The following is a 22,769-nucleotide window of genomic DNA, read 5'->3' as shown; positions in this document are numbered from 1 at the left end:
AGACTTAGGGCGGGCGATGGCGCGCCTTGCCTCTCGGATGCAGCGATGTCTATAAAGGCTTCCGGGAAGACCCTGGCATATCTATCGGAGTATGTGATTTGGACGTGAAGCGGATCAACGACCACGTGAGCGTGTCCCCGCAGATCAACCCCGAGGATGTTGCGGCTATCAAGGCCCAGGGTTTCGTCGCCATCATCAATAACCGGCCGGACGGGGAATCCCCAGACCAGGCTACCAGCGCGACGATCGAGCAAGCGGCGCACGACGCCGGCCTCGCCTATCATTACATTCCGCTCGGTCGTGAGGGGGTCAGTTCCCAGATGATCGAGGAGACCAAACAGGTGCTCGAGGGGAGCACCGGTCCCGTGTTCTGCTATTGCCGTTCCGGCACGCGTTCGACGACCCTGTGGGCGTTGAGCCAGGCCGGCAAGGCGCCTGCTTCCGAGATCATCTCGGCGGCGGCAAATGCGGGTTACGACATGTCCCACCTCGCGGGACATCTGAGCCAGAAATAGGGGCGGCGGCCCTTCGGGGCCAGTGCCCTGAGACTACCCTTGCCGGCACTAGCGTGCCTCGCCCCCTCCTGCTCGGGTTAAATCGATGCCGATCAAGAAGATCCTCGTCGCCAATCGCAGCGAAATCGCCATCCGGGTGTTTCGCGCCGCCAATGAACTGAACATCAAGACCGTCGCCTGCTATGCCGAAGAGGACAAGCTGGCGCTGCACCGGTTCAAGGCCGACGAGGCCTACCTGATCGGCAAGGGCAAGGGCCCGGTCGAAGCCTACCTGCAGATCGACGAGTACATCCGGATCGCCCGCATCTCGGGCGCCGATGCGATCCACCCGGGCTATGGCCTCTTATCGGAATCGCCGGAATTCGCCGACGCCTGCGAGGACGCGGGGATCATTTTCATCGGGCCCAAGGCGCAGACGATGCGCGACCTCGGCAACAAGGTCGCGGCGCGCAACATGGCGATTGCGTCGAAGGTGCCGGTGGTACCGGCGACTGACGCGCTGCCCGACGACATGAACGAAGTGAAGCGGATGGCCGCCGAGATCGGCTATCCGCTGATGCTGAAGGCGAGCTGGGGCGGCGGTGGCCGCGGCATGCGCCGGATCATGGACGAGTCGACGCTGATCTCCGAGGTCTCGGAGGGTAAGCGCGAGGCGAAGGCGGCGTTCGGCAAGGACGAGATGTATCTCGAAAAGCTGATCGAGCGGGCGCGCCATGTCGAGGTGCAGCTGATCGGCGACGACCACGGCAACCTCGTGCATCTGTTCGAGCGCGACTGCTCGGTGCAGCGGCGCAACCAGAAGGTGGTGGAGCGGGCTCCAGCGCCGTATCTGAGCCAGGAAGTACGCGACGATCTCACCGGCGCTGCGATCCGGCTTGGCAATGCGGCGCGCTATCGCGGCGCTGGCACGGTCGAGTTCCTGCTCGATGCCGATACGAACAAGTTCTACTTCATCGAAGTGAACCCGCGCATCCAGGTGGAGCACACGGTGACCGAAGTGGTCACCGGCATCGACATCGTGAAGGCGCAGATCCGCCTGCTCGAGGGTGCGGTGATCGGCACGCCCGAGTCCGGTGTGCCGCTGCAGCAGGATATTCGGCTCAACGGCAACGCCATCCAGTGCCGCGTCACCACCGAGGATCCGGAGCAGAACTTCATCCCGGACTATGGCCGCATCACTGCCTATCGCGAGGCCACCGGTTTCGGCGTGCGCCTCGATGGCGGTACGGCCTATGCGGGCGCGGTGATCACCCGGTTCTATGATCCGCTGCTCGAAAAGATCACCTGCTGGGCGCCGACCGCCGACGAGGCGATCGCCCGCATGCACCGCGCGCTGCGCGAGTTCCGTATTCGCGGCGTGTCGACCAACCTGGCGTTCCTCGAGAACATCATCACCCATCCGGATTTCGTCGAGAACCGCTACACCACGCGCTTCATCGATACGACGCCGGCGCTGTTCGACTTCAAGCGGCGGCAGGACCGGGCGACGAAGCTCCTCACCTATATCGCCGACGTGACGGTGAACGGGCATCCGGAAGTGCGCGACCGGCCGCGGCCGCCTGCCGACGCGGCGGCGCCGGTGGTGCCGGAGTATGAACCGCTGATCGTCGTCGAAGGCTCGAAGCAGATCCTCGATCGTGACGGGCCGAAGGGCTTGGCGCGCTGGATGAAGGCGCGGACCGAGGTGCTGTTCACCGACACGACGATGCGCGACGCGCACCAGTCGCTGCTGGCGACGCGCATGCGCTCATTCGACATCACCCGCATTGCGCAGGCCTATAGCCGCGGGCTGCCGAACCTGTTCTCGCTCGAGTGCTGGGGCGGGGCGACGTTTGACGTGTCGATGCGTTTCCTCAACGAGGATCCGTGGGAGCGGCTGGCCGCTGTCCGCGAGGGCGCGCCGAACATCCTGACGCAGATGCTGCTGCGCGGCTCGAACGGCGTCGGCTACACCAACTATCCGGATAACGTGGTGAAGTTCTTCGTGCGCGAGGCGGCGAAGGGCGGGGTCGACGTGTTCCGCGTGTTCGATTGCCTCAACTGGGTCGAGAACATGCGCGTCTCGATCGACGCGGTGATCGAAGCCGACAAGGTGGCCGAAGGCGCCATCTGTTACACCGGCGACGTGCTGGACCCGAACCGGGCCAAGTACGACCTCAAGTACTATGTCGGGCTGGCGAAGGAGCTCGAGGCTGCCGGCGCGCATGTGCTGGGGCTGAAGGACATGGCGGGGCTGTTGAAGCCGGCTGCCGCCAAGAAGCTGATCGAGACGCTGAAGTCGGAAGTCGGGTTGCCGATCCACCTCCACACGCATGACACTTCGGGTGCAGCGTCCGCGACGATCATGGCGGCGGTGGACGCCGGGGTCGATGCGGTCGATGCGGCGATGGATGCGCTCTCGGGCACTACCTCGCAGCCGACGCTCGGCTCGCTGGTGGCGGCGCTGAAGGATGGGTCGCGCGATCCCAAGCTCGACCAGAAGGTGATCCGCGAGATTTCGTTCTACTGGGAAGCGGTGCGCAACCAGTACCGCGCCTTCGAGAGCGACCTGAAGGGCGGCGCCTCGGAAGTCTACCTGCACGAAATGCCGGGCGGGCAGTTCACCAATCTCAAGGAGCAGGCACGTTCCCTTGGCTTGGAAAGCCGATGGCATCAGGTGGCGCAGACCTATGCTGACGTGAACCAGATGTTCGGCGACATCGTGAAGGTGACGCCGAGCTCGAAGGTGGTCGGCGACATGGCGCTGGCCATGGTGTCGGCCGGGCTGACCCGGGCAGATGTCGAGGATCCTTCGCGCGATATCGCGTTCCCCGACTCCGTGGTCGGGTTCTTTGCCGGTGATCTCGGCCAGCCGCCGGGCGGCTTCCCGCCGGCCTTGCAGAAGAAGGTGCTGAAGGGCAAGAAGCCGCTCACCGAGCGGCCTGGCTCCTATCTCAAGGACGTCGATCTCGAGACCGAGCGCGCCAAGATCGCCAAGGAGGCCGGCGGCGATATCGACGACAAACGCCTCGCTTCGTACCTGATGTATCCCAAGGTGTTCTCGGACTTCCTGAAGAGCCAGGACAAGTACGGCCCGACGGCGGCGCTTTCGACGCCGGTCTATTTCTACGGGTTGAAGGAGGGTGAGGAGCTCTTCATCGACATCGAGAAGGGCAAGACGCTGGTCCTCACCTACCAGGGTCGCGCCGAGACCAACGAGAAGGGCGAGGTGCGGGTGTTCTTCGACCTCAACGGTCAGCCGCGCACCATCATCGTGCCGGACCGGCTGAAGGTCGGCGACATCAAGGTCCGCGCCAAGGCGGCATTGGGCGACGCCAAGCAGATCGGCGCGCCGATGCCGGGGGTGATTTCGGGGCTGGGCGTCAAGGTCGGCGACAAGGTGTTTGCCGGCGACGTGCTGCTGTCGATCGAAGCGATGAAGATGGAAACCGCCATCCACGCGGAATCCGACGGCGTCGTCGCCGAGGTGACGGTGAAGCCCGGCGACCAGATCGACGCCAAGGATTTGCTGGTCCGGTTCGAGTAGTTCAGATTTCCGCGCCCATCGCTTTCGCGATGGTGCGGAAATCCGCTTCACTGATTTCGAACAGGCCGAAGCGCATCTGGTAGCCCCAGTTGGCCTTTCCGCGGGAGAACTCGAGCTTGTCGAGCAGTGGCGCGATCGGAGCGTCGTGGCTCTCGGCATAGTCGACGTTGCGGCGCCACGGGGTGCGGAGACCAGTGTCACGGGGGACTGTCAGAAACCGGCAATGGTCAGCGCCGGCGGTAGTCGCCGTCGATCACCTTGTTGCCCTGGGCGTCGCGATAGACCTTCACCGGCTGCGGCAGCAGGCGGACGATGAGCGCGACCAGCATCGGGATCACGACGAAATCGTCGACCCAGCCGAGCAGCGGGATGAAATCGGGGATCAGGTCGATCGGACTCAGGAGGTAGGCCGGGACCAACAGCATCAGCGCCTTCAGATGCACCGGCGTGTGCGGCGACAGGAACGCCTGCCACAGAGTTGCGAGTTCCTTGCGGAAGGTGAGGAAGCGAAGGAGGAACCTGTTCATGCTGCGTGACATGGTCCGGACCGGGTCGTGGTTCAAGACCGCTGGTGCATTGTGCCGCAGTTTCCGGTGGCTATTTCAGCCCGGCGCGGTCCTTCAGCAGTTTGACGATCGCCATGGCGTGGCCGTGACCGAGCTTGTAGTCGGCTTTCAGCCAGTCGGTGATCTGGGTTGCCTTGGTGCCCGGCTTGGTAAAACCCTTGTCGGTCGCGAGCTTGATGAATTCGTCGGGGGTGACGCCGGTCTGCTTCTGGATATTGTCGAGATAGGCCTGAAAGGTCATGAGCGGCTCGCTTCAATCGGTCACGCAATCGTAACATTGCGCCGCCAACGTCAAAGGCCTATTTGCTCGGCAACGAGGTGAGCAATGAGCACTTTCCCGCGCCGGCAGGCAGTTGGCGTCAATGTTGGTGGTGTGATGGTCGGCGGCGGTGCGCCGATCGTCGTGCAGTCGATGACCAACACCGATACCGCCGATATCGATGCGACGGTGAAGCAGGTGGCGCAGCTGTGGCGCGCCGGCTCGGAACTGGTGCGCATCACGGTCGACCGCGACGAAGCCGCGGCGGCGGTGCCGCATATTCGCGACAAGCTCAGGGCGCGCGGCGTCACCGTGCCGCTGATCGGCGATTTCCACTATATCGGCCATAAGCTGCTGACGGATCATCCGGCGGCGGCCGAGGCGCTCGACAAGTACCGGATCAATCCGGGCAATGTCGGCTTCAAGGCGAAGCGCGATACGCAGTTCGCAACGCTGATCGAGCTGGCCATTAGGTACGGCAAGCCGGTACGCATCGGGGTGAACTGGGGTTCGCTCGATGAGGAACTGCTGACCCGGCTGATGGACGAGAACTCGGCTTCGGCGGCGCCGGTTTCGGCAGCGGCGGTGCAGCGCGAGGCGATCATCCAGTCGGCGCTGCTGTCGGCGCAGCGGGCCGAAGAGATCGGGCTGGGGCGCGACCGGATCATCCTGTCCACCAAGGTTTCGGACGTGCAGCACCTGATCGGGGTGTACCAGGATCTGGCGGCACGCTGCGATTATGCGCTGCACCTTGGCCTCACCGAGGCGGGCATGGGCTCGAAGGGCATCGTCGCCTCGTCCGCCGCGATGGGCATCCTGTTGCAGCAGGGGATCGGCGACACGGTTCGGGTATCGCTGACGCCGGAGCCGGGCGGCGACCGCACACAGGAAGTGCGGGTGGCGCAGGAACTGCTGCAGACCATGGGCTTCCGGCAGTTCCTGCCGGTCGTCGCGGCCTGCCCGGGCTGCGGGCGCACCACGTCGCAGACGTTCCAGGTGCTGGCCAAGGAAATCCAGGATCACCTCAGCTCCTCGATGCCGGAGTGGAAAGAACGGTATCCGGGCGTCGAGGCGCTGTCAGTGGCGGTGATGGGCTGCATCGTCAACGGCCCGGGGGAGAGCAAGCACGCCGATATCGGCATCTCGCTGCCCGGTACCGGCGAAACGCCGGCCGCGCCGGTGTTCATCGAAGGCCAGAAGGTCGCGACGCTGCGCGGTGCGGATGTCGCCGACCAGTTCAAGGTGATGGTGGCGGATTACATTGAGAAGCGGTTCGGCACAGCCGAGAAGGCGACAGCGGCGGAATGATCGAGAAGGCTTGCCCCGTGGTGCTGCGCCAGCGGGGCGGCATCGAGGTTCTGGCGTTTCGTCATCCGCTGGCCGGACTGCAACTGGTCAAGGGGACCATCGAATCCCGAGAGGCGCCGGCTGCCGCGGCGCTGCGCGAACTTGCCGAAGAAGCCGGCATTACCGACGCAAGGATTTCGGGCCGGTACGGTGCGACCCTGCTCGCTGCCGATGAATACTGGCACTTCTTCCGCGTGAGCGTTCCTGAACTGCCCGACAGTTGGACCCACCATGCGCCGGACGATGGCGGGTATGACTTCCAGTTCTTCTGGCACCCGCTCGGCACACCCGCGGATGATGAGTGGCATCCTAACTTCAGGGCGGCGCTAGCCTATATTCGCGATCTCGCGGCATAGGCAGCCACTGGCTTTCGAAGGCTCACTGACTTGCTAAGGTGAGTGATCGAAACACCGCTGAAGGTTGCCGATGCCGAGCCCGAACCTGCCTGAGCCGCCGTATTACATGGTCAGCTTCGCCTCGCAGCGAACGCCCGGCGATAACGGGCACAGCGAGATGGGCGCCGCAATGCTCGAGATGGCGCGCCGGCAGCCGGGCTTTCTCGGCTTCGAGAGCTGCCGCGACGCCAGCGGCTTCGGCATCCTCAATTCGTTCTGGGCCGACGAGGAGAGTATCCGCAACTGGAAGGCGGTCGCCGAGCACGTCGAGGCGCAGCGGCGCGGGCGGGCCGAATGGTACGCTGGCTACCACATCCGCATCGCGTTGGTGCAGCGGGCCTATGGGTTTGAGGGAGCGGCCAGCAACTCTCAGTCCTAGCGCTCGCGTTCGGCGAAGAAGCGGGCGGTGGCGCGGAGGCCGTCGGCGCGGTGGTCGAAGGGGAGCAGGGCGGTCAGCGCGTCGTGGATGACTTCGCCGAGCTGGCGCTGGGCGGCTTCGACGCCGATGCGGGAGACGATCGTCTGCTTGCCCTTGCCGGCGTCCTTGCCGGCGGCCTTGCCCAGTGTTTCGGTGGAGGCCGTGACGTCGAGGATATCGTCGGCGAGCTGGAAGGCGCGGCCGGCGGCCTCGGCGTAGTCGGTGAGGTGGGCGAGGTCGGTGTCGGAGGCGTTGCCGAGGATGGCGCCGATGCGGACGGCGGCGCGGATCAGGGCGCCGGTTTTCATCGCCTGCATCTGGGCGATGGCGCGTTCGGTCAGGAAGCTCGTTTCGCCCTCGATGTCGCGCATCTGGCCGCCGACCATGCCGCCGGCGCCGGCACCGGCCGCGAGTTCGGCGACAAGGCGGACGCGGATGGCGGGATCGGGGTGCGCGGCCTCGCTGGCGAGGAGGCCGAAGGCGTGGGTCAGCAGGGCGTCGCCCGCGAGGATGGCGGTGGCGTCGTCATAGGCCTTGTGGACGGTCGGCTGGCCGCGGCGCAGGTCGTCGTCGTCCATGGCGGGCAGGTCGTCGTGCACCAGCGAGTAGCAGTGGATCATTTCGACGGCGAGGCCGGCGGTTACGGTCGCGGCAGGCGCCACGCCGAAGACGCCGGCGGCTTGGCGGACGAGCAGCGGCCGGAGGCGCTTGCCGCCGTTGAGGCTGCCGTGGCGCATGGCAGCGATGAGGCGCTCCGGCGGGATGCCGGGGGTGGTCAGAGGTTTGGCGGCGAGCAGCGCGTCAAGGGCGCGCTCGGTGTCGGAAGCGGTGCTGGCGAGTTCGTCGGGGAAGGAGTAGGTCACGGGGTGGTCCGAGCCGGGATTGACAGGTTCTTACTCGAAACAACTGAGCGTGTGGACCCCCACCCTTGATCCCTCCCCATAAGGGGAAGGTGACGACTGAGAGACCCGAGCAATAGAACCAGCAGATGGGCCAATTTCGCCCCTTCCCATCGGGCCAATTGTGCTCTATAGACGCCCCCAATTCCCGACAGACCCTGTCTGTTAGACGCCGGAACGCTTTCGGCGAAACGCTATTGAACCAGGAGTAACAACCATGGCAGTGCCAAAGCGCAAGACCTCGCCGATGAAGCGCGGGTTCCGCCGCTCCGCCGATGCGCTCGCAATTCCGGCTTATGTCGAGGACAAGGATTCGGGCGAGCTGCGTCGTCCGCACCACGTCGATCTGAAGACCGGCAGGGCCCCCCCCGTTTCCATTTGTTTCAGAGGCATCCCGGCTATGGGCACGCGCGTCGAATCGGATTCCATGGGCACGATCAACGTGCCATCGGAAAAGTACTACGGGGCGCAGACCGCCCGCTCGCTGGCGAATTTCGACATCGGCGGCGAGAAGATGCCGACCGAGATCATCCGGGCCTTCGGCATCCTCAAGAAGGCGGCGGCGCTCGCCAACCACAAGCTGGGGCTGATGGATGTGGCGACGCGCGACCTGGTGGTTGCGGCGGCCGACGAGGTGATAGCCGGCAAGCTCGCTGACCATTTCCCGCTGGTGGTGTGGCAGACCGGGTCGGGCACCCAGTCCAATATGAATGTCAACGAGGTGATCTCGAACCGCGCCATCGAGATGGCCGGCGGCACGATGGGCTCGAAGAAGCCGGTGCATCCGAACGATCACGTCAACATGAGCCAGTCGTCGAACGACACCTATCCGACGGCGATGCACATCGCGGCGGTGGAGGCGATCGAGAACTACCTGGTCGACCGGGTGATGCTGCTCAGGAACACGCTCGACGCCAAGGCCAACGAGTTCATGGGCGTGGTCAAGATCGGCCGCACGCATCTGCAGGACGCGACGCCGCTGACGCTCGGCCAGGAGATTTCCGGCTGGGTGGCGCAGCTCGACCTGGCGCTGAAGGCGATCCGCGCCACGCTGCCGCAGCTCTATGAGCTGGCGCTGGGCGGCACGGCGGTGGGCACCGGGCTCAATGCGCATCCGAAGTATGGCGAGACGGTTGCGGCGGAAATCGCGGCGCTGACCGGGCAGCCGTTCATCACTGCGCCGAACAAGTTTGCGGTGATGGCCGGGCACGATGCGTTCGTCGGCTCGTCCGGCGCGCTGAAGCAGCTGGCGGTGGCGCTGATGAAGATCGCCAATGACGTGCGCTGGCTGGCCTCCGGCCCGCGCTCTGGGCTGGGCGAGATCACCATTCCCGAGAACGAGCCGGGCTCGTCGATCATGCCGGGCAAGGTCAACCCGACGCAGGCCGAGGCGACCACGATGGTCGCGGTGCAGGTGATGGGCAATGACGCGGCGATTGGCATTGCGGCGAGCCAGGGCAATTTCGAGCTCAACGTGTTCAAGCCGGTGATCGCCTACAACTTCCTGCAGTCGGTGCGGCTGCTGGCGGATGCGGCCAAGAGCTTCAACGATCACTGCGCGGTCGGCATCGAGCCCGATCGCGACCGGATCAAGCAACTGGTCGACCAGTCGCTGATGCTGGTGACGGCGCTCAACCGCAAGATCGGCTACGACAATGCAGCCAAAATCGCCAAGCACGCGCACAAGAAGCGCTCGACGCTGCGCGAGAGCGCGATCGAGCTGGGGCTGCTCACCGGCGAGGAGTTCGACGCGGAGGTGAAGCCCGAGCAAATGGTCGGCCCGCTGAAGGTCTGATGATTCTGCCATCGGTGCGAAATCGTACCGCAGGGCTGGCGGTGGGGGCCCGGCTTTGGCATTGTTCCCCGCACAACTTTCGCGGAGCGCGCCATGTCCGACAACACTGTATTCATCCCGCAGGGTGGTCGCGCCGCGCGTCACGGCGCGTTTATTCCGCCGCTGCTGTTGATCCCGCTGATCGCCTACAACTTCTTTGCCTTCCTGTTCATGGGTGGCAGTCCGGTCGGCTGGAACCAGCAACTCCTGACCATTCCGATGGTATCGGGCGTGCAGTGGTCGCTGACGGCGGGCGACCTGATGCTGGTCGTCGGGTTGATCTGCCTGTTCTTCGAGGTGCTGAAATCCACCAATACCGGGCGCAACTCGGTGGTCGAGCATATGCTCTCGGTGGTGGTGTTCGTGATCTTCCTCGTCGAGTTCCTGCTCGTCGGGGCGGCTGCCAGCTCGGTGTTCTTCATCCTGATGATGATGGCGATCGTCGACGTCGTGGCCGGCTTCACCGTCTCGATCACCGGCGCGGGCCGGGACGTCTCGATGGGCGGCTGAGGCCGCCCGACTCCCAACCGTCAGGTGACGATGGTCGTCCGGTAGCCTGCGGGCATGCGCCGGACAGCGATCTTGCTGCCATTGGCATAAGCGTCGACGGCCTGCCCAACCGGGGCGCGGCGGCGTTCGCGCTGCGGCGCGAGGTGCTGGCGTTCGGCGATCAGCTGGCTGAGGAAGTCGGCATGGGCGGGGGTGTGAACCAGCGTCAGCCGTCCACGCGGGGCGTCGAGCGCCACCGGTAGCCTGAAGACCTTCCTATCCGTCCCGTTTTCGTCCATCGCCTCGGCCTGGTTGTGCCGATCCGGAGCGACTGTTTCATTCTGGGACAGCCTGATCCGGACCTATGCGAGTAACGTCGCAATGGCCGTGCCAGGTTGCAATGTTTCGTTAGGACTTTCCCGTCTTATGCGAAGTGAGGGTTAACCGCGTGGGGTGTCGGCGCGTACCGGCTTTCCCCACCTCGACGGAGGTCAAACCCTCGAAGGCGGGGGTGGTTGGAGGCCGGCTTTGGGCCGTCTGCTACCCTTTGAACTCGTCCTTTGCCTTGCGTAGAGCGCCAAACACCTTGGCGGGCTCGGCGCCCGGCGCGAAGCCCATGGCCTGGGCGAGCACAGGCTGATCGGCGCGGAGGAAGGGATTGCTGGCCTTCTCCATGCCGAGCGTCACCGGGATGGTGTACTTGCCGGCCTCGACCATGCGTCTTACCTCGGCGGCACGGATGTTGAGCGCCGGGTTCTTCGGGTCGACGCTGAGGGCGAAGGCGGCATTGGCCGCAGTGTATTCGTGGCCCGGATAGACCAGGGTGTCGTCGGGCAGGGCCCGGAGCTCCTCGAGCCCTGCCCACATCGGACCCGGCTTGCCCTCGAACATGCGGCCGACGCCGAGCGAGAACAGCGCATCGGCGGAGAACAGGTGCCGGCCGACCGGATCGTAGTAGGCGATATGACCAAGTGTGTGGCCGGGCGTCTCGATGACGATGAAGTCGGTTTCGCCTAGGGACACGGTATCGCTGGCCGAGACCAGCACCTCGAGCCCGAGGATCTTCGAGGCCTCGGCCTTGGGACCGACGACGCGCACCCCATATTCACGTTTTAGGACGGGAATGCCTTCGACGTGGTCAGTGTGATGGTGGGTGATGAACAGATCGGTCAGTTTCCAGCCGCGGCGCTGCAGCGCCTCCTTGATGGCCTTGGCGTCGGGCGCGTCGATGGCGGCGGTGCGGCCGCTGGCGACATCGTGGACGAGGTAGCCGAAATTGTCGGTGCGGCAGAGAAAGGTGTCGATCAGCAAGGGCACGTTGGGGAGTCTCCGGCTAGAGCTGCGGCGGCGCGGGTGGCAAGCGGCAACGAAGCATGACAGAAACTAGAGAAGGTTTTCGGACAACGCCATGACCTCACACGTCGAGCGGCTGATCGGCTTCTACAAGTCGCCCCTGGGAAAGATCTCCCGCGCCCTGCTGCGCGAGGAGGTGTTGCGCTTTGCCGGCAATGTGCGCGGGCTGCGCGTGCTCGGGCTGGGCTTTGCGACGCCCTACATGCGGTTCACGCTGGAAAAGGCCGAGCGCGTGATCGCGGTGATGCCGGCCCGCCAGGGCGCCTCGGCCTGGCCACGCGAGGGCCCGTCGCACACCGTGCTCTGCGATCCGCTGGAACTGCCGCTCACCGATGCGGCGGTGGACCTGATCGTTGCCGTGCATGCGTTCGAGCATGTCAGCGACACCGAAGAGCTGATGCGTGAGCTGTGGCGAGTGTCGGCGCCCAATGCGCGGCTGATCGTCGTGGTGCCGAAGCGCCGCGGCACCTGGTCGTCGATCGACACGACGCCGTTTGGCGACGGCCACCCGTTCTCGCGCGGCCAATTGGAGCGGCTGCTACGCGACCATAGCTTCGTGCCGGAGCAGTGGCGCGATGCGCTGTACGTGCCGCCCTCGCAGCACTCGCTGGTGCTCAAATCGACCCGCTTCTTCGAGCGGGCCGGGCGGATGTTCGGGCCGACCTTTGCCGGCGTCCATTGCGTGCTGGCGCGCAAGGAACTGTTCCCGGCCGTGCCACGGCGCAAGAAGGCCGAGCGGCTGATCAGAGTGCCGGCGATGGCCCCGCAGGCGGCGATGGAGATGCCGAAGGAGCGGTAACTCCAACGCCGCTCGCTACATGGCGCTTTCGGCGCTGACTTGCGGCCTGAGGTGCAACGATACTTCGCCCGACCAGGGCTCGGTGACGCCGCGGCCGCCGCCGAGATCTTCGAGCAGCGAACGTTGGCGGTCGAGACTGGAGATCATTTCGGGGCGGGCCCGTACCAGGTCGGACATCTCGGTCCATTCCCCGACGACGATGAAGTCGCGCTCGCCGGTCTTGACGATCCAGAAGTTGCGCAGCCCCGTCATCTTCAAGTTCTCGAAGTCTCGGTTGATGGCAAGGAATTCCTCCTCGCGGCCGGGTTTCACCCGCATATGCACGATGTTCATTGCCGTCATCGGATCCTCCTCCGTTTGCGACCGATCATGCGCCAGTCACCTTAGCAGATGCGCGGGCGGGGCGGGCCGGATTCCTTTGCAACCCCGAGCGCCATCCCCTATGGTCCGGCCGATTTTCGACCCGGCCCCAAAGACATGACCGACACGCCCAAACGCCCCGTTCCGCAACCCGGCATCCTCAAGATCGCGCCCTACGTTCCGGGCCGCTCCGACACGCCGGCTGGGGTCAAGCTGGTAAAGCTCTCGGCCAACGAGTCCCCGCTGGGCGCCAGCCCCAAGGCGATCGCCGCGGTGCGCGAGGCGGCTGGGCGTATCGAGATCTATCCGGAAGGCACATCGCGTGACCTCCGGACGGCGCTGGGCGAAGTGCACGGGCTGTCGCCGGATCGGATCGTCTGCGGCTTCGGCTCGGACGATATCCTGCACCTGTTGGCGCAGGTCTATCTCGGCGAGGGCGACGAGGCGGTGATGAGCCAATACGGCTTCAACGTCTACCCGATCATCACCCGGGGGGCGTCGGCCGAGATCATCATGGTGCCCGAGAGGGACTATCGGGCCGATGTCGACGCGCTGCTCGCCGCGGTAACGCCGCGTACCCGCGTGCTGTTCCTCGCCAACCCGAACAACCCGACCGGCACGTACCTGCCGGTAGCGGAGGTCGAGCGGTTGCAGCGCGGGCTCAGGCCCGACATCCTGTTCGTGCTCGACAGCGCCTATGCCGAGTACGTGACCGCCGAGGACTATTCGGTGGGCATCGACCTAGTGAACGCATCGGACAACGTCGTGATGGTGCGCACCTTCTCGAAGATGGGCATTGCCGGCGAGCGGGTGGGCTGGATGTATGGCCCCGATCATATCGTCGACGCGGTGAACCGCATTCGCGGACCGTTCAATGTCTCGCTGTCGGGGCAGGCTGCCGCCGCTGCCGCGGCGCGGGACGTCGAGTTCACGGCAAAGCTGCGTGAGCACAATGCGCGCTGGCGCGGCTGGCTGACCGGGGCGCTCCAGTCGAACGCCATCCGGGTGCCGCCGAGCCAGGGCAACTTCATTCTTGCGCTGTTCGAGGACGTGGCGACGTCGAAGGCGGCGTTCGCGGCGCTGCGCGACAAGGGGCTGCTGGTGCGCGAAATGCACGGCTATGGCATACCCGAGGGCCTGCGTATCTCGATCGGGCTCGAGGAGCACATGCGCGCAGTGGTGGAAATTCTGAAGGCGTTCGGGGCGCCGGGGGCAAGCAACTGATGTTCGAAAAACTCACGCTCATCGGCATCGGCCTCATCGGCTCGTCCATCGCCCGGGCGGTGAAGCTCAAGGGGCTGGCGAAGACCATCGCCATCACCACGCGCAAGTCCGAGACGCTCGAGGAAGCGCGCTCGCTGGGGCTGGGCGACACCTACATGCTCGACGCGGCCGAGGCGGTCGAGGGCGCCGATCTCGTCATCCTCTGCACACCGGTTGGCGTCTATGCCGACCTGATGAAGCAGATCAGCGGGCACCTCTCGCCGGGCGCCATCCTCTCCGATGTCGGCTCGGTGAAGGGCCAGGTGATGAAGGCGCTGGAGCCGATGGTTCCGGCGGGCGTGCATTTTATCCCGGGGCATCCGATTGCCGGTACCGAGCATTCCGGTCCATCGGCCGGTTTCCCGGACCTGTTCGTCGGGCGCTGGTGCGTACTGACGCCGAAGCCGGAAGTCGACCCGGTGGCGGTCGACCGATTGGTGTCGTTTTGGGGCGCGCTTGGCTCGAATGTCGAGGTGATGGATGCCGCGCACCACGACCTGGTGCTGGCGATCACCAGCCACGTGCCGCACCTCATCGCCTACAATATTGTCGGCACGGTCGCCGATCTGGAAGCGGCAACGCAGTCAGAGGTGATCAAGTTCTCGGCCTCGGGATTCAGAGATTTCACCCGCATCGCCGCCAGCGACCCTGTCATGTGGCGCGACGTGTTCCTGACCAACCGCGAGGCGGTGCTGGAGATGCTCGGGCGGTTCCTCGAGGATCTCTCGAGCCTGCAGCGCATGGTCCGCGTCGGCGATGGCGAGGGGATGCAGCAGCTGTTCACCCGCACCCGTGCCATCCGCCGCTCGATCATCACGGCAGGCCAGGAAACCGCAGCGCCCGACTTCGGCCGCCCGCACGGCACGCCCGAGGCGGTGGTGCAGCCGGTTGATGTGCCCGACGTCATGGTGCGCGAGCACGGTGGTGGCGAGGACGCATAGCCGCGATTCCTCACGACCCACCGTGCGTGGTGCCAACTCTGGGACCCTAGAACAGCGGCAGCAACTGTGCGAACGGCACGGCGAGCAGCTTAATCTGGCCGTCGGTGATGGTGAGGCTGTTGCGAAAGGTGCCGTCCGCATTGGGCGCACCGCGCAGCATGGCGAGCTGGATCGCCGGCAGGAACTGGGCGAAGCGATCGAGCACGCCCTTGGTGACGTAGTTGATCTGGCCCTCGGGGTAGCCGCCGCCATTGAGCTTCAACTCGCCGGTGATCTCGAAGCGCTCGTCGGGCGTCGGCTGGCTGCCGGTCAGTTTGGTGAGGGTCAGCGCCCCGCCGGCCGCCTGCCAGCGGCGGAGCGCGTCGGGCTCGCCGAAGGCGCGGAAGTCATCGGGCAGGCCGGTGAGTTCGGCTTCGAGGCTGGTGTCGGCGGCTGCGACCTGCAGGCCGGGCAGGTCTAGCGCGGTGGTAGTGAGGTAGCCGCGAAGGGCCGAGGTGCCCGCTGTCTTGTCGTGCAATTCGGGCACGTCGATCAGGTGCGCTTCGAGGTGTTTGCTGCGCGCCTCGACGACCTCGCTGGCGACCGTATCGGTCAGCGTCAGATCATCGGCGACCAGCGAGAAGCGGGCGATGCGCCAGCCTTCGCCGCTCAGGCCGCGTATGAGGTCGGTGGAGGTGAGGCGGAGGCTGCCTTCCATGGCGCCGAAATCCAGCCGGCGCTGGCTGCCGGAGAAGGCATCGGCCAGCGCGAATGGCGCCTTTGCGGAGAAGATGACGTGTGCTGGCGCGTAGACGAGCACTGAGGCTTTGAGGCCAGCAAAGGTGGCGGTGAGATCCTGGTCGACGAGGGTGGCGTCGAGGCATTCTGCATCGAAACGGAAGGGGAAGCCTGAGACGTCGAAGGTGCCGCAAGTCAGCTTTGGCGCGGTTTCGCCGTCGCCCTCGGCGAGCAGCTTCACCTGCCGCGTCGCTTCGCCGGCGGCCCAGAACCAGCCGGCGGTCCACAGCTCCACCACGACGACCACGGCGATGGCGAGCCACATGAACTTCCGCAACGTCAGGTCTCCCATAGCGGCGCACCGATTGCGCGGCGCGGACCGTATCGGTAGGAACGTGACCGCGGCAAGGCGGATGGGCTCACGTGCAGCAGATTTCAACCCATTGGGTGTTCGGCTACGGCTCGCTGATCTGGCGGCCGGGCTTTGCCTTCATCCGGCAGGTGCCGGCACTGCTGCGCGGGGTGCACCGGCGGCTCTGTGTCTACTCCTATCGGCATCGCGGCACCGAGGCGCAGCCGGGGCTGGTGTTCGGGCTGATGCCCGGCGGCTCCTGCCGCGGCATGGCATTCGAAGTGGCCGGCGAGCAGTGGCGCCAGGTGCACGCCTATCTCAGCGAGCGTGAGATGGATCGCGGCGTCTATCGCGAGGCGACGCGGCAGATCGAACTCGCCGATGGTCGTCTGGTGCCATCGCTGGCGTTCCTCGCCGATACGCGGCACCTGCAATACGCGGGCAAGCTCGCCATTGCCGAGCAGGTGCGGATCGTGCGGGCCGGGGTCGGCGAGTCGGGCGCGAACCCGGAATATGTGCTGGAGACGGCACGGAAGCTGCACGAGCTTGGGATCACGGACCGCTATCTCGATGAGGTCGTGGCAGTGCTGAACGGGACCGATTTGCCGGTGGTGGCGGGGGCTTAGGCTGCGCTCAGCCCAATCACCGGTTCAGCGCCCTCGAGGTCCCACACCACGGTGAGGCGCTCGATCGCGTCGGCGCTGGTTTCGACGTGAAAGACGCGGTCCGCGCAGTCCATGGCGAGGCGGAAGCGGGCACGGCTGACGTGGTCCTCGACGAGATCGGCGGCGCCGCCGGCCCACATCACGTGATGGCCGAGCGCGATCAGGTAGAGTTCGTCGCCCTTGAAGCTGAAATCCTCGAGTCGCAACGGCTCAAGCGCATAGAAACGGCCCGAGCGGCCGCGCCAGTTCACCGGGTGCGCGGTGGCGTTCCGAAGCAGCGTACGATCGAGTGTAGGCACCATGCCCCCGGCTCCTTCGATACCCGGCGAAAGAGAACGAATGTAGAACAAATTTGAGCTAAATGTCAAGCGCCGCCCTGCATGACACCTACAGCTATGGGCTGCGTCGTCGATTCCGTCAAGATGTAGTGGTTTCGAGCGGCCCGGGCGCTATCCCTTGCTTCAGGTTATCAAGCTTCTCGCGCAGCTCGGGGCTGATCGGGCGGCTCAGGCCTTCGTCATAGGCGCGGAGGATCAGCCGGTTGGTTTCGCCCTCGATGGCCCCGATCAGCCGGCTGCGGAACTCCTCAACGGGCAGACCCGGCGGGATGGCCGGGAGGAACCGCGCCCGGGCGGTGCCGGGCCAGAGCAGCAGGCTGTTGCGGCCCCAGAACAGGCCGGAATTGAGGGCCACCGGCACCACCGGGATGTTGAGCCCTTCGTACAGCCGGACGACGCCGTAGCGATAGTCGTGCGGCTCGAGCGGCGCCTTACGGGTGCCCTCGGGGAAGATGATGATGCGGGCACCGTTGGCGAGCGACTTGCGGGCGTCGTCGAGCATCATCGGGATGGCGTCGCCGCCCTTCGAGCGATCAACGCGGATGGTGTCGAAGGCCATCGCCGCTTGGCCAAAGAACGGGATGTCCATCAGCTCCTTCTTGGCGATGAAGGCGGGGCGGCGGGCGCCGGGGAGCAGTGCGAAGATGTCCCAGTCGCTCATGTGCTTGGACGCGATGATGCAGGGGCCGGCGGGGATGTTCTCCATACCCTCGACGTCGGTCTTGATACCGGCGAGGAGGCGCAGGGCCAGGATGTGCGAGTGGATCCAGTAGAGCGCCAGGGTCCAGCCGAACCTGGTGCGGCCCCAGATGACGGCGCTGCCGCCGACGAGAATCGCGAGCACTACGGTCTGCAGGTAGAAAACCGCGTAGAACAGCAGCGAGCGAAGCGCCTGGCCGAGCAAAGAAAGTCCTCCCCGTTTTGTGCGGCAGGGTGCCTGCTGGCCCGCCGGAGGACAATGATAATTCGGTAGGTGGGTCGCGGGGATAAAGGCCCCCGTCAGGACGTCTTCTGCAGGAAGCGCCGCACCGTCAGCCGCGAGGTGATGGCCGTCAGCGCCGCAATGACGGGCACCACGGCCAGGATGCCGAACATGCCGTCGATGCCGAGCGCGAAGCGGCCGAACAGGATGCCGAGCTGCTGGCCCGCCTCCTGCGGTACCATCGAGCCGGCGGCGACGCCGACCAAGAGGAAGAACAGCAGGGCGCCGAGGCCGCCAAAAATGCCGCCGCGGAAGCCGATGGTGAGGAAGCGGCCCTGGAACTCGCCGGCGATGAAGTTGTTCGAGGCGCCGATGAAGTGCAGCACATCGACGATTTCTCGGTTCGAGGCCATGGTGCCGCGCGTCGCGAAGACAATGGCGAGCACGGTGGCGACGACGATCAGCGTCAGTACCAGGAGGCCCGAGGCGACGATGGTGCCGGCCATGACGTTGAGCTGCTGACGCCAGGCGGCGTGGGTATCGAGGCTCGCGCCCTTCACCGCCACGAGATCGCGTTCGAGCTTGCTGACATCAGCCTCGGCGGGATCAGCGAGCTGCACGACGACCAGCCGCGGAATGTCGATGGCGGTGAGATCGAGGCCGGCGCCGAGCCAGGGCTCGAGCAGCTTCTGGCTTTCCTCGAGCGTCAAGGCCCGGGCCGCAGCGACGCCGGGGGTGGCTTCGGCTAGCGCGACCGCCGTGCGGAGGTTCGATTCCATCACCTCGCCCTCGACGGGGCGGATCTGGATAGTCATTTCGCGGCCAACGTCCGACGACCAGGCGATGGCGGATTTCTGCACCAGCACCACGCCGCCGAGCGTTACGCCCGACAGGAACGTCATGATGGCGATCAGCAGGACCAGGGTGCGACCGGCCACCGAGCGCTCGGGCACGATGGCTGCGGCGCGCTCGCGGTTCTCGATGCCGATGAAGCGGGGGAGCTTGAGCTCAATCGCCAAAGACGATCTCCCCTTCATTGAGGATCATGCGCGGGAAGGGGAATGCGTCGAGCAGCGGCAGTTCGTGGGTGGCGAGGATGATGGTCGTCCCCATCTTGTTGAGTTCGGCGAAGAGCCGCACCAGCCGCAGCGACAGGTCGGGGTCGACGTTGCCGGTGGGCTCATCGGCGAGAAGAATGTCGGGGCGGCCGATTACGGCGCGGGCAATGGCGGCGCGCTGCTTCTCGCCACCCGACAGCACGGCCGGCAGCGCATCGAGGCGCTCGCCGAGGCCGACCCATTCGAGCAGCTCGGTGACATTGGCGCGGTAGCTCGACTCGGGCTCACCGAGCACGCGCAGCGGCAGCGCCACGTTCTCGAAGGTGGTGAGATGGTCGAGCAGGCGGAATTCCTGGAACACGATGCCGATGTGGCGACGCATTTGCAGGAGCGCGTCCTGGTCAAGCGAGGAGGTATCCTTGCCGAACAGGGTGACCCGGCCGCGGGTGGGGCGGAGTGACAAGAGCAGCAGTTTCAGCAGCGACGTCTTGCCGGAGCCGGAGGGGCCGGTGAGGAAGTGGAACGTGCCGGGTTCGATGCGGAAGTTGAGATCGCGCAGGATCTCTGGCCCCTGCCCATAGCGCAGGCCGACATTGGAGAACTCGATCACCGGGCCATCCGCTCCGAATCAGTTGAGAGGCATCATAACAGCGGCGTCCCGCCGGGGCGGCGTTCTCACCCACAATTCAGCCCAAATCTTGGTGGGCCGAGACGAATGCCGCGGCAGTTTCGCAGTGCGGGTTTGAGGAAACTTAACCCCGCCCGGCTAGCTTCCAATTCATGCGCTCGCCCCAGCCCTTAACGGTCGTCATCGCCTGTCCGCATTGCGGCACGCGTTACCAGGTGCCGCCCGAAACGCTCGGGAGCACGGGCCGCAAGGTCAGCTGCGCGCACTGCGGCAAGGCCTGGCTCGCGGAAGCGGGGCCGCCGATGCCGATCGAGGAGGACCGCCTGTTCTCGCCCAGCGAGGAGGCGGCGCTCGACCGCGAGTTCACGGCCGTCGAACAGCGTGCCGCCATCGCCGAAATCCCCGGCTCGCTCCGCGGCATGATGCCGGACGGCGCACCGCCGCCGGAGGTGGTCCGCTCGATCGCCGAGATCAAGGCCGCCATTGCTCCGAAGCCGGTCGAGACGCCGCCTGAGCCGACGCCGTCCCCCACTGCCGCCGAGCGCGCCGCCAACGGCAAGCTGGCGAAGCGCCAGCGGGCCGCGGCGCGCCGTCTTCCCGCAGCCAAGTTGTTCCGGGTCATCCGCATTTCGGCGGTGCTGCTGCTGGTCGCGGTGGTGGCCGGCGGGCTGCTGTTCCGGACCGAGATCGTCAAGCTCGCGCCAGCGATGGCAGGGGTCTACTCGGCGCTCGGGCTCGGGGTGAACGTCGTCGGGCTGGAGTTCTCGGACGTATCGACATTGATGAGCAAGCGTGGCGACAGCGACGTGATCAGCGTCACCGCCACCATCCGCGGGGTGGAGCCGCGCCGCGTCGTGGTGCCGCCGGTGGTGGTGAGCCTGCTCGATGCCGAGGGCGCGTCGATCTACCAGTGGAGCGTCACACCGCCGGCGCCCGATGTGGAGCCGGGCGAGGCCGTACAGTTTTCTGCCGAGCTTGCTGCGCCGCCCAAGGGGGCAACGCAGTTGCGACTCGGTTTTGCCACCGGCCGCCAGTCTGTCGGGACTGCTGCCGAAGCCACTACTGCCCAAGAGATTTCTCAAGAGACCGTACACTGATGGCCAGAATCCTGCTTGCCGAAGACGATGATGGAGTGCGTGCCTTCGTGTCGCGTGCTCTCGCCCATGTGGGCCACGAAGTGGTCGAAGCCGAGGATGGCGGGCTCGCCTCCGAGGTGATGCAGGAGGAGATGGGGCGGTTCGACCTGCTGCTCTCCGACATCAAGATGCCGGTAATGGACGGCATCGCCCTGGCGCTCAACGTCGCAGCGGCCTGGCCCGAAGTGACCATCGTGCTGATGACCGGCTTTGCCGACCAGCGCGAACGGGCGCATGGGCTCGACCAGTTGATCTACGATGTGATCCCCAAGCCGTTCACGCTGGCGCAGGTGCTGGAGAAGGTGGACGACGCACTTGCGGGCCGGCCGCCGGAAATCCTGTCGCTGGCGCGCCAGGCGATGATGGGGTGAGCGGCTAAGCCGCTGCCTCGAGCACCCGGACGTCGAAGGTCCCGGCCTTTTCCTCCATAAAGTGCAGGAATTTTCGGCCCTCGCGCTCGACGTCGGCGACGTCGCGCTTGGTGAGTTTATGAAAGGGCGACACGGTCAGCACCGCAGCGCCCTTTTTGCTTTCGATTGCCCAGTTGGCCGAGATGATGCCGTCGACCAGCACGGTGGGCTTTGCGTCGCGCAGGAAGTCGCCGCGCTTCTCGTCGTTTTCGGCCAGCATTCGGCGGCGGTTGTCGTAGCCGAGGAAGGCGTTGTCGTAGAGCGGCATGAAGCGGACCGGCGCCGGGGTATCGGCGGGGGGGCGCGGCGCATCGGCCAGGTCGAAGAGTTCGCGGCCATCGGCGGCGGTGAAGGTGACGAGTTCGCCGCGGATCGCCTCGAAGATCTCGCCCAGCTTGGTGAGGCCGCACCAGCTCTGCATGTCGTTGACGCTGGCCGGGCCGTAGGCGGCGAGGTAGCGGCGGACGAGGCTGGTGAGATCGAGGGCGCTGGTGGTCGGCGGCAAGTACTTTGGCGCGCGCATCAGCAGCGGGGCGTGGCCGGAACCCCAGATGCGGGTGGGCGGCACCTGCACCAAGGTCTCGCGCACCTGCAGCAGCACGGTCATCGCCAGCGGCTCGGCAGTGGGAAAGCGGTCCTGCAGCGCCTTGCCGACAGCGCCGGCGGTCATCGGCTCGCGGTCGATCACCTCGATGGCGGCGGCGAGGACCTTTTCCTGGTCGTTGTCGCCGAAGCGGCGGCGGAAGTTCGATTGCCACATGCGCTCGAGCACGGGGTGGATCAACTCGCGCATGCCGATCAAGTCGGGCAGCGAGTGGAGGTGGAGCGTGCCGCGCATGGTGGTGGCGCGGGCGAGGCGCTTGTCGACGATCAGCGCGGTGAGGGCTTCGTGGGTGAAGCCGTTGAGCCGCGACCAGAGCCCGATATAGGGATCATGCGTCTGCTGCGCCTGCTGCCCGAGCAGCCATTCGACGGCCTCGACGATCCCCATGTCGCTGCGCTCGAGCAACATCTGCCGGGCGAGGGTGGCGCGGTTCAGCTGGCGGTCGGTAAGAGCTTCTCGGGTCATCGTCGCCTCCTTGGCATAGCAATAACCTAGCGCCGCCGTACTGACAGGGTCTGTCAGGAGCCGACCGGCGAGCGAACAGGTCCGACAGCCCCAAGGGCTTCGGAGTTTTCAAAGAACCTTCCCCTGATCGAGGAAGACGAAGCGGGACCGGCGAGGCGTTTGCCCCGTAGCGGTAGTCCGCAGATGAATGAGGCTCACGCCTCGCCGGCCGGCCGGGGTTTTGGGCCTATGCCACCAGTGCCGGGGCGCATCCCCTGCCGCATCGCGAGAACGATGGCAGCTCGGTCGGCGGCCGGAATGCCAACACCGCCTTCGTTGCTCCCGCCCGGCTCATGCGTGCCAGGCTTCGTCCCTTGGGCAACTCCGCATCGAGCAACCCTCGCGTGATAGCGGCTTGACCGGCGAACCGGTCCTTGCCGTGATGGTTTCCGCCTGAACTGCAGCGACCCGCAGCCCACCCGGTCTCCACCGCACCAACCACTCGTCATGATCTCGCTTCGGTGCAGCGGA

The 22,769-nt window shown here is 65.8% G+C and carries 25 protein-coding genes; 13 read left to right on the top strand and 12 right to left on the bottom strand.

Annotation, left to right across the window (positions count from 1 at the left end):
- Positions 1 to 104: 104 nt before the first annotated feature.
- Together AC1DYL_RS22415 and pyc are read left to right on the top strand one after the other, a co-directional pair.
- Positions 105 to 515, top strand: coding sequence for a protein tyrosine phosphatase family protein (locus AC1DYL_RS22415; protein ID WP_477158774.1), 411 nt, complete (start codon positions 105 to 107; stop codon positions 513 to 515).
- 85 nt (positions 516 to 600) lie between these two features.
- Positions 601 to 4,041 carry a pyruvate carboxylase gene (gene pyc / locus AC1DYL_RS22410; RefSeq protein ID WP_477174845.1) on the top strand — a complete coding sequence of 1,147 codons (3,441 nt, stop codon included), beginning with the start codon at positions 601 to 603 and terminating at the stop codon, positions 4,039 to 4,041.
- 227 nt (positions 4,042 to 4,268) lie between these two features.
- On the opposite strand, the gene AC1DYL_RS22405 is transcribed toward pyc, so the two are convergent.
- Both AC1DYL_RS22405 and AC1DYL_RS22400 read right to left on the bottom strand, forming a co-directional pair.
- Entirely contained in the window at positions 4,269 to 4,568 is a 300-nt protein-coding gene (locus tag AC1DYL_RS22405; protein ID WP_477174844.1) for a YkvA family protein, read from the bottom strand.
- A 70-nt stretch (positions 4,569 to 4,638) separates the two neighbouring features.
- Complete coding sequence (locus AC1DYL_RS22400; RefSeq protein ID WP_477174843.1) at positions 4,639 to 4,848, bottom strand: DUF4287 domain-containing protein; 210 nt, start codon at positions 4,846 to 4,848, stop codon at positions 4,639 to 4,641.
- An 84-nt stretch (positions 4,849 to 4,932) separates the two neighbouring features.
- On the opposite strand from AC1DYL_RS22400, the gene ispG reads away from it, so the two are divergent.
- The 3 genes from ispG (at position 4,933) to AC1DYL_RS22385 (ending at position 6,987) form a co-directional block, all read left to right on the top strand.
- A complete protein-coding gene (gene ispG / locus AC1DYL_RS22395; protein ID WP_477158770.1) occupies positions 4,933 to 6,174 on the top strand; it encodes a flavodoxin-dependent (E)-4-hydroxy-3-methylbut-2-enyl-diphosphate synthase in 1,242 nt (413 codons plus the stop codon).
- The gene (locus AC1DYL_RS22390) at positions 6,171 to 6,569 is read left to right on the top strand and encodes an NUDIX domain-containing protein (protein ID WP_477158769.1); all 399 of its coding nucleotides are present in this window, start codon (positions 6,171 to 6,173) and stop codon (positions 6,567 to 6,569) included. Before ispG ends, AC1DYL_RS22390 begins: the two co-directional genes overlap by 4 nt.
- Positions 6,570 to 6,639: 70 nt before the next feature.
- Positions 6,640 to 6,987, top strand: coding sequence for an antibiotic biosynthesis monooxygenase family protein (locus AC1DYL_RS22385; protein WP_477174842.1), 348 nt, complete (start codon positions 6,640 to 6,642; stop codon positions 6,985 to 6,987).
- Here the strand turns inward: AC1DYL_RS22385 and AC1DYL_RS22380 are convergent.
- Positions 6,984 to 7,889, bottom strand: a complete 906-nt coding sequence (locus tag AC1DYL_RS22380) for a polyprenyl synthetase family protein (RefSeq protein WP_477174841.1) — start codon at positions 7,887 to 7,889, stop codon at positions 6,984 to 6,986. The two genes, AC1DYL_RS22385 and AC1DYL_RS22380, sit on opposite strands and share 4 nt — an antisense overlap.
- Before the next feature lie 253 nt (positions 7,890 to 8,142).
- On the opposite strand from AC1DYL_RS22380, the gene fumC reads away from it, so the two are divergent.
- Together fumC and AC1DYL_RS22370 are read left to right on the top strand one after the other, a co-directional pair.
- The gene (gene fumC / locus AC1DYL_RS22375) at positions 8,143 to 9,720 is read left to right on the top strand and encodes a class II fumarate hydratase (RefSeq protein WP_477174840.1); all 1,578 of its coding nucleotides are present in this window, start codon (positions 8,143 to 8,145) and stop codon (positions 9,718 to 9,720) included.
- Between the two features lie 93 nt (positions 9,721 to 9,813).
- Positions 9,814 to 10,269: a hypothetical protein gene (locus AC1DYL_RS22370; protein WP_477174839.1), complete on the top strand. Its 456-nt coding sequence runs from the start codon at positions 9,814 to 9,816 to the stop codon at positions 10,267 to 10,269.
- A gap of 20 nt (positions 10,270 to 10,289) precedes the next feature.
- Here AC1DYL_RS22370 and AC1DYL_RS22365 read toward each other — a convergent pair whose 3' ends face one another.
- Together AC1DYL_RS22365 and gloB are read right to left on the bottom strand one after the other, a co-directional pair.
- The gene (locus tag AC1DYL_RS22365) at positions 10,290 to 10,547 is read right to left on the bottom strand and encodes a hypothetical protein (RefSeq protein ID WP_477158767.1); all 258 of its coding nucleotides are present in this window, start codon (positions 10,545 to 10,547) and stop codon (positions 10,290 to 10,292) included.
- Positions 10,548 to 10,788: 241 nt separating this feature from the next.
- The gene (gene gloB / locus AC1DYL_RS22360) at positions 10,789 to 11,565 is read right to left on the bottom strand and encodes a hydroxyacylglutathione hydrolase (protein WP_477174838.1); all 777 of its coding nucleotides are present in this window, start codon (positions 11,563 to 11,565) and stop codon (positions 10,789 to 10,791) included.
- Positions 11,566 to 11,656: 91 nt separating this feature from the next.
- Between gloB and AC1DYL_RS22355 the strand changes: the two genes are divergently transcribed.
- Positions 11,657 to 12,400 carry a class I SAM-dependent methyltransferase gene (locus AC1DYL_RS22355; protein WP_477148002.1) on the top strand — a complete coding sequence of 248 codons (744 nt, stop codon included), beginning with the start codon at positions 11,657 to 11,659 and terminating at the stop codon, positions 12,398 to 12,400.
- Between the two features lie 15 nt (positions 12,401 to 12,415).
- Here the strand turns inward: AC1DYL_RS22355 and AC1DYL_RS22350 are convergent, their stop codons facing one another.
- Positions 12,416 to 12,742: a DUF718 domain-containing protein gene (locus AC1DYL_RS22350; RefSeq protein ID WP_477158765.1), complete on the bottom strand. Its 327-nt coding sequence runs from the start codon at positions 12,740 to 12,742 to the stop codon at positions 12,416 to 12,418.
- A 135-nt stretch (positions 12,743 to 12,877) separates the two neighbouring features.
- On the opposite strand from AC1DYL_RS22350, the gene AC1DYL_RS22345 reads away from it, so the two are divergent.
- The gene (locus tag AC1DYL_RS22345; protein ID WP_477174837.1) at positions 12,878 to 13,984 is read left to right on the top strand and encodes a pyridoxal phosphate-dependent aminotransferase; all 1,107 of its coding nucleotides are present in this window, start codon (positions 12,878 to 12,880) and stop codon (positions 13,982 to 13,984) included.
- Complete coding sequence (locus AC1DYL_RS22340) at positions 13,984 to 14,964, top strand: prephenate/arogenate dehydrogenase family protein (protein WP_477174836.1); 981 nt, start codon at positions 13,984 to 13,986, stop codon at positions 14,962 to 14,964. Before AC1DYL_RS22345 ends, AC1DYL_RS22340 begins: the two co-directional genes overlap by 1 nt.
- A 46-nt stretch (positions 14,965 to 15,010) precedes the next feature.
- Here AC1DYL_RS22340 and AC1DYL_RS22335 read toward each other — a convergent pair whose 3' ends face one another.
- Positions 15,011 to 16,018, bottom strand: a complete 1,008-nt coding sequence (locus tag AC1DYL_RS22335) for a DUF2125 domain-containing protein (protein WP_477174835.1) — start codon at positions 16,016 to 16,018, stop codon at positions 15,011 to 15,013.
- Positions 16,019 to 16,104: 86 nt separating this feature from the next.
- Here AC1DYL_RS22335 and AC1DYL_RS22330 point away from each other — a divergent pair, with 86 nt between their 5' ends.
- The gene (locus AC1DYL_RS22330) at positions 16,105 to 16,659 is read left to right on the top strand and encodes a gamma-glutamylcyclotransferase (RefSeq protein WP_477174834.1); all 555 of its coding nucleotides are present in this window, start codon (positions 16,105 to 16,107) and stop codon (positions 16,657 to 16,659) included.
- Here AC1DYL_RS22330 and AC1DYL_RS22325 read toward each other — a convergent pair.
- The 4 genes from AC1DYL_RS22325 to ftsE all read right to left on the bottom strand — a co-directional run bounded on the left by AC1DYL_RS22325 (position 16,656) and on the right by ftsE (position 19,626).
- Positions 16,656 to 17,000: a hypothetical protein gene (locus AC1DYL_RS22325; protein WP_477158760.1), complete on the bottom strand. Its 345-nt coding sequence runs from the start codon at positions 16,998 to 17,000 to the stop codon at positions 16,656 to 16,658. The genes AC1DYL_RS22330 and AC1DYL_RS22325 overlap by 4 nt on opposite strands.
- 115 nt (positions 17,001 to 17,115) lie before the next feature.
- Positions 17,116 to 17,940, bottom strand: a complete 825-nt coding sequence (locus tag AC1DYL_RS22320) for a lysophospholipid acyltransferase family protein (protein WP_477174833.1) — start codon at positions 17,938 to 17,940, stop codon at positions 17,116 to 17,118.
- 95 nt (positions 17,941 to 18,035) lie between these two features.
- Complete coding sequence (locus tag AC1DYL_RS22315) at positions 18,036 to 18,977, bottom strand: cell division protein FtsX (protein WP_477147994.1); 942 nt, start codon at positions 18,975 to 18,977, stop codon at positions 18,036 to 18,038.
- Entirely contained in the window at positions 18,967 to 19,626 is a 660-nt protein-coding gene (ftsE, locus tag AC1DYL_RS22310) for a cell division ATP-binding protein FtsE (protein WP_477147993.1), read from the bottom strand. The genes AC1DYL_RS22315 and ftsE overlap by 11 nt, the downstream gene beginning before the upstream one ends.
- Positions 19,627 to 19,796: 170 nt before the next feature.
- Between ftsE and AC1DYL_RS22305 the strand changes: the two genes are divergently transcribed.
- Both AC1DYL_RS22305 and AC1DYL_RS22300 read left to right on the top strand, forming a co-directional pair.
- Entirely contained in the window at positions 19,797 to 20,741 is a 945-nt protein-coding gene (locus tag AC1DYL_RS22305; RefSeq protein ID WP_477147992.1) for a zinc-ribbon domain-containing protein, read from the top strand.
- Positions 20,741 to 21,151: a response regulator gene (locus AC1DYL_RS22300; protein ID WP_477174832.1), complete on the top strand. Its 411-nt coding sequence runs from the start codon at positions 20,741 to 20,743 to the stop codon at positions 21,149 to 21,151. Before AC1DYL_RS22305 ends, AC1DYL_RS22300 begins: the two co-directional genes overlap by 1 nt.
- A 4-nt stretch (positions 21,152 to 21,155) precedes the next feature.
- On the opposite strand, the gene AC1DYL_RS22295 is transcribed toward AC1DYL_RS22300, so the two are convergent.
- Positions 21,156 to 22,259, bottom strand: coding sequence for a winged helix DNA-binding domain-containing protein (locus AC1DYL_RS22295; RefSeq protein WP_477174831.1), 1,104 nt, complete (start codon positions 22,257 to 22,259; stop codon positions 21,156 to 21,158).
- Positions 22,260 to 22,769: the final 510 nt, after the last annotated feature.

It is taken from the genome of Devosia sp. P1_H9, assembly GCF_056405135.1.
The sequence above is the reverse complement of the archived record's forward strand: the minus strand, read 5'-3'. Positions and strand labels throughout refer to the sequence as shown.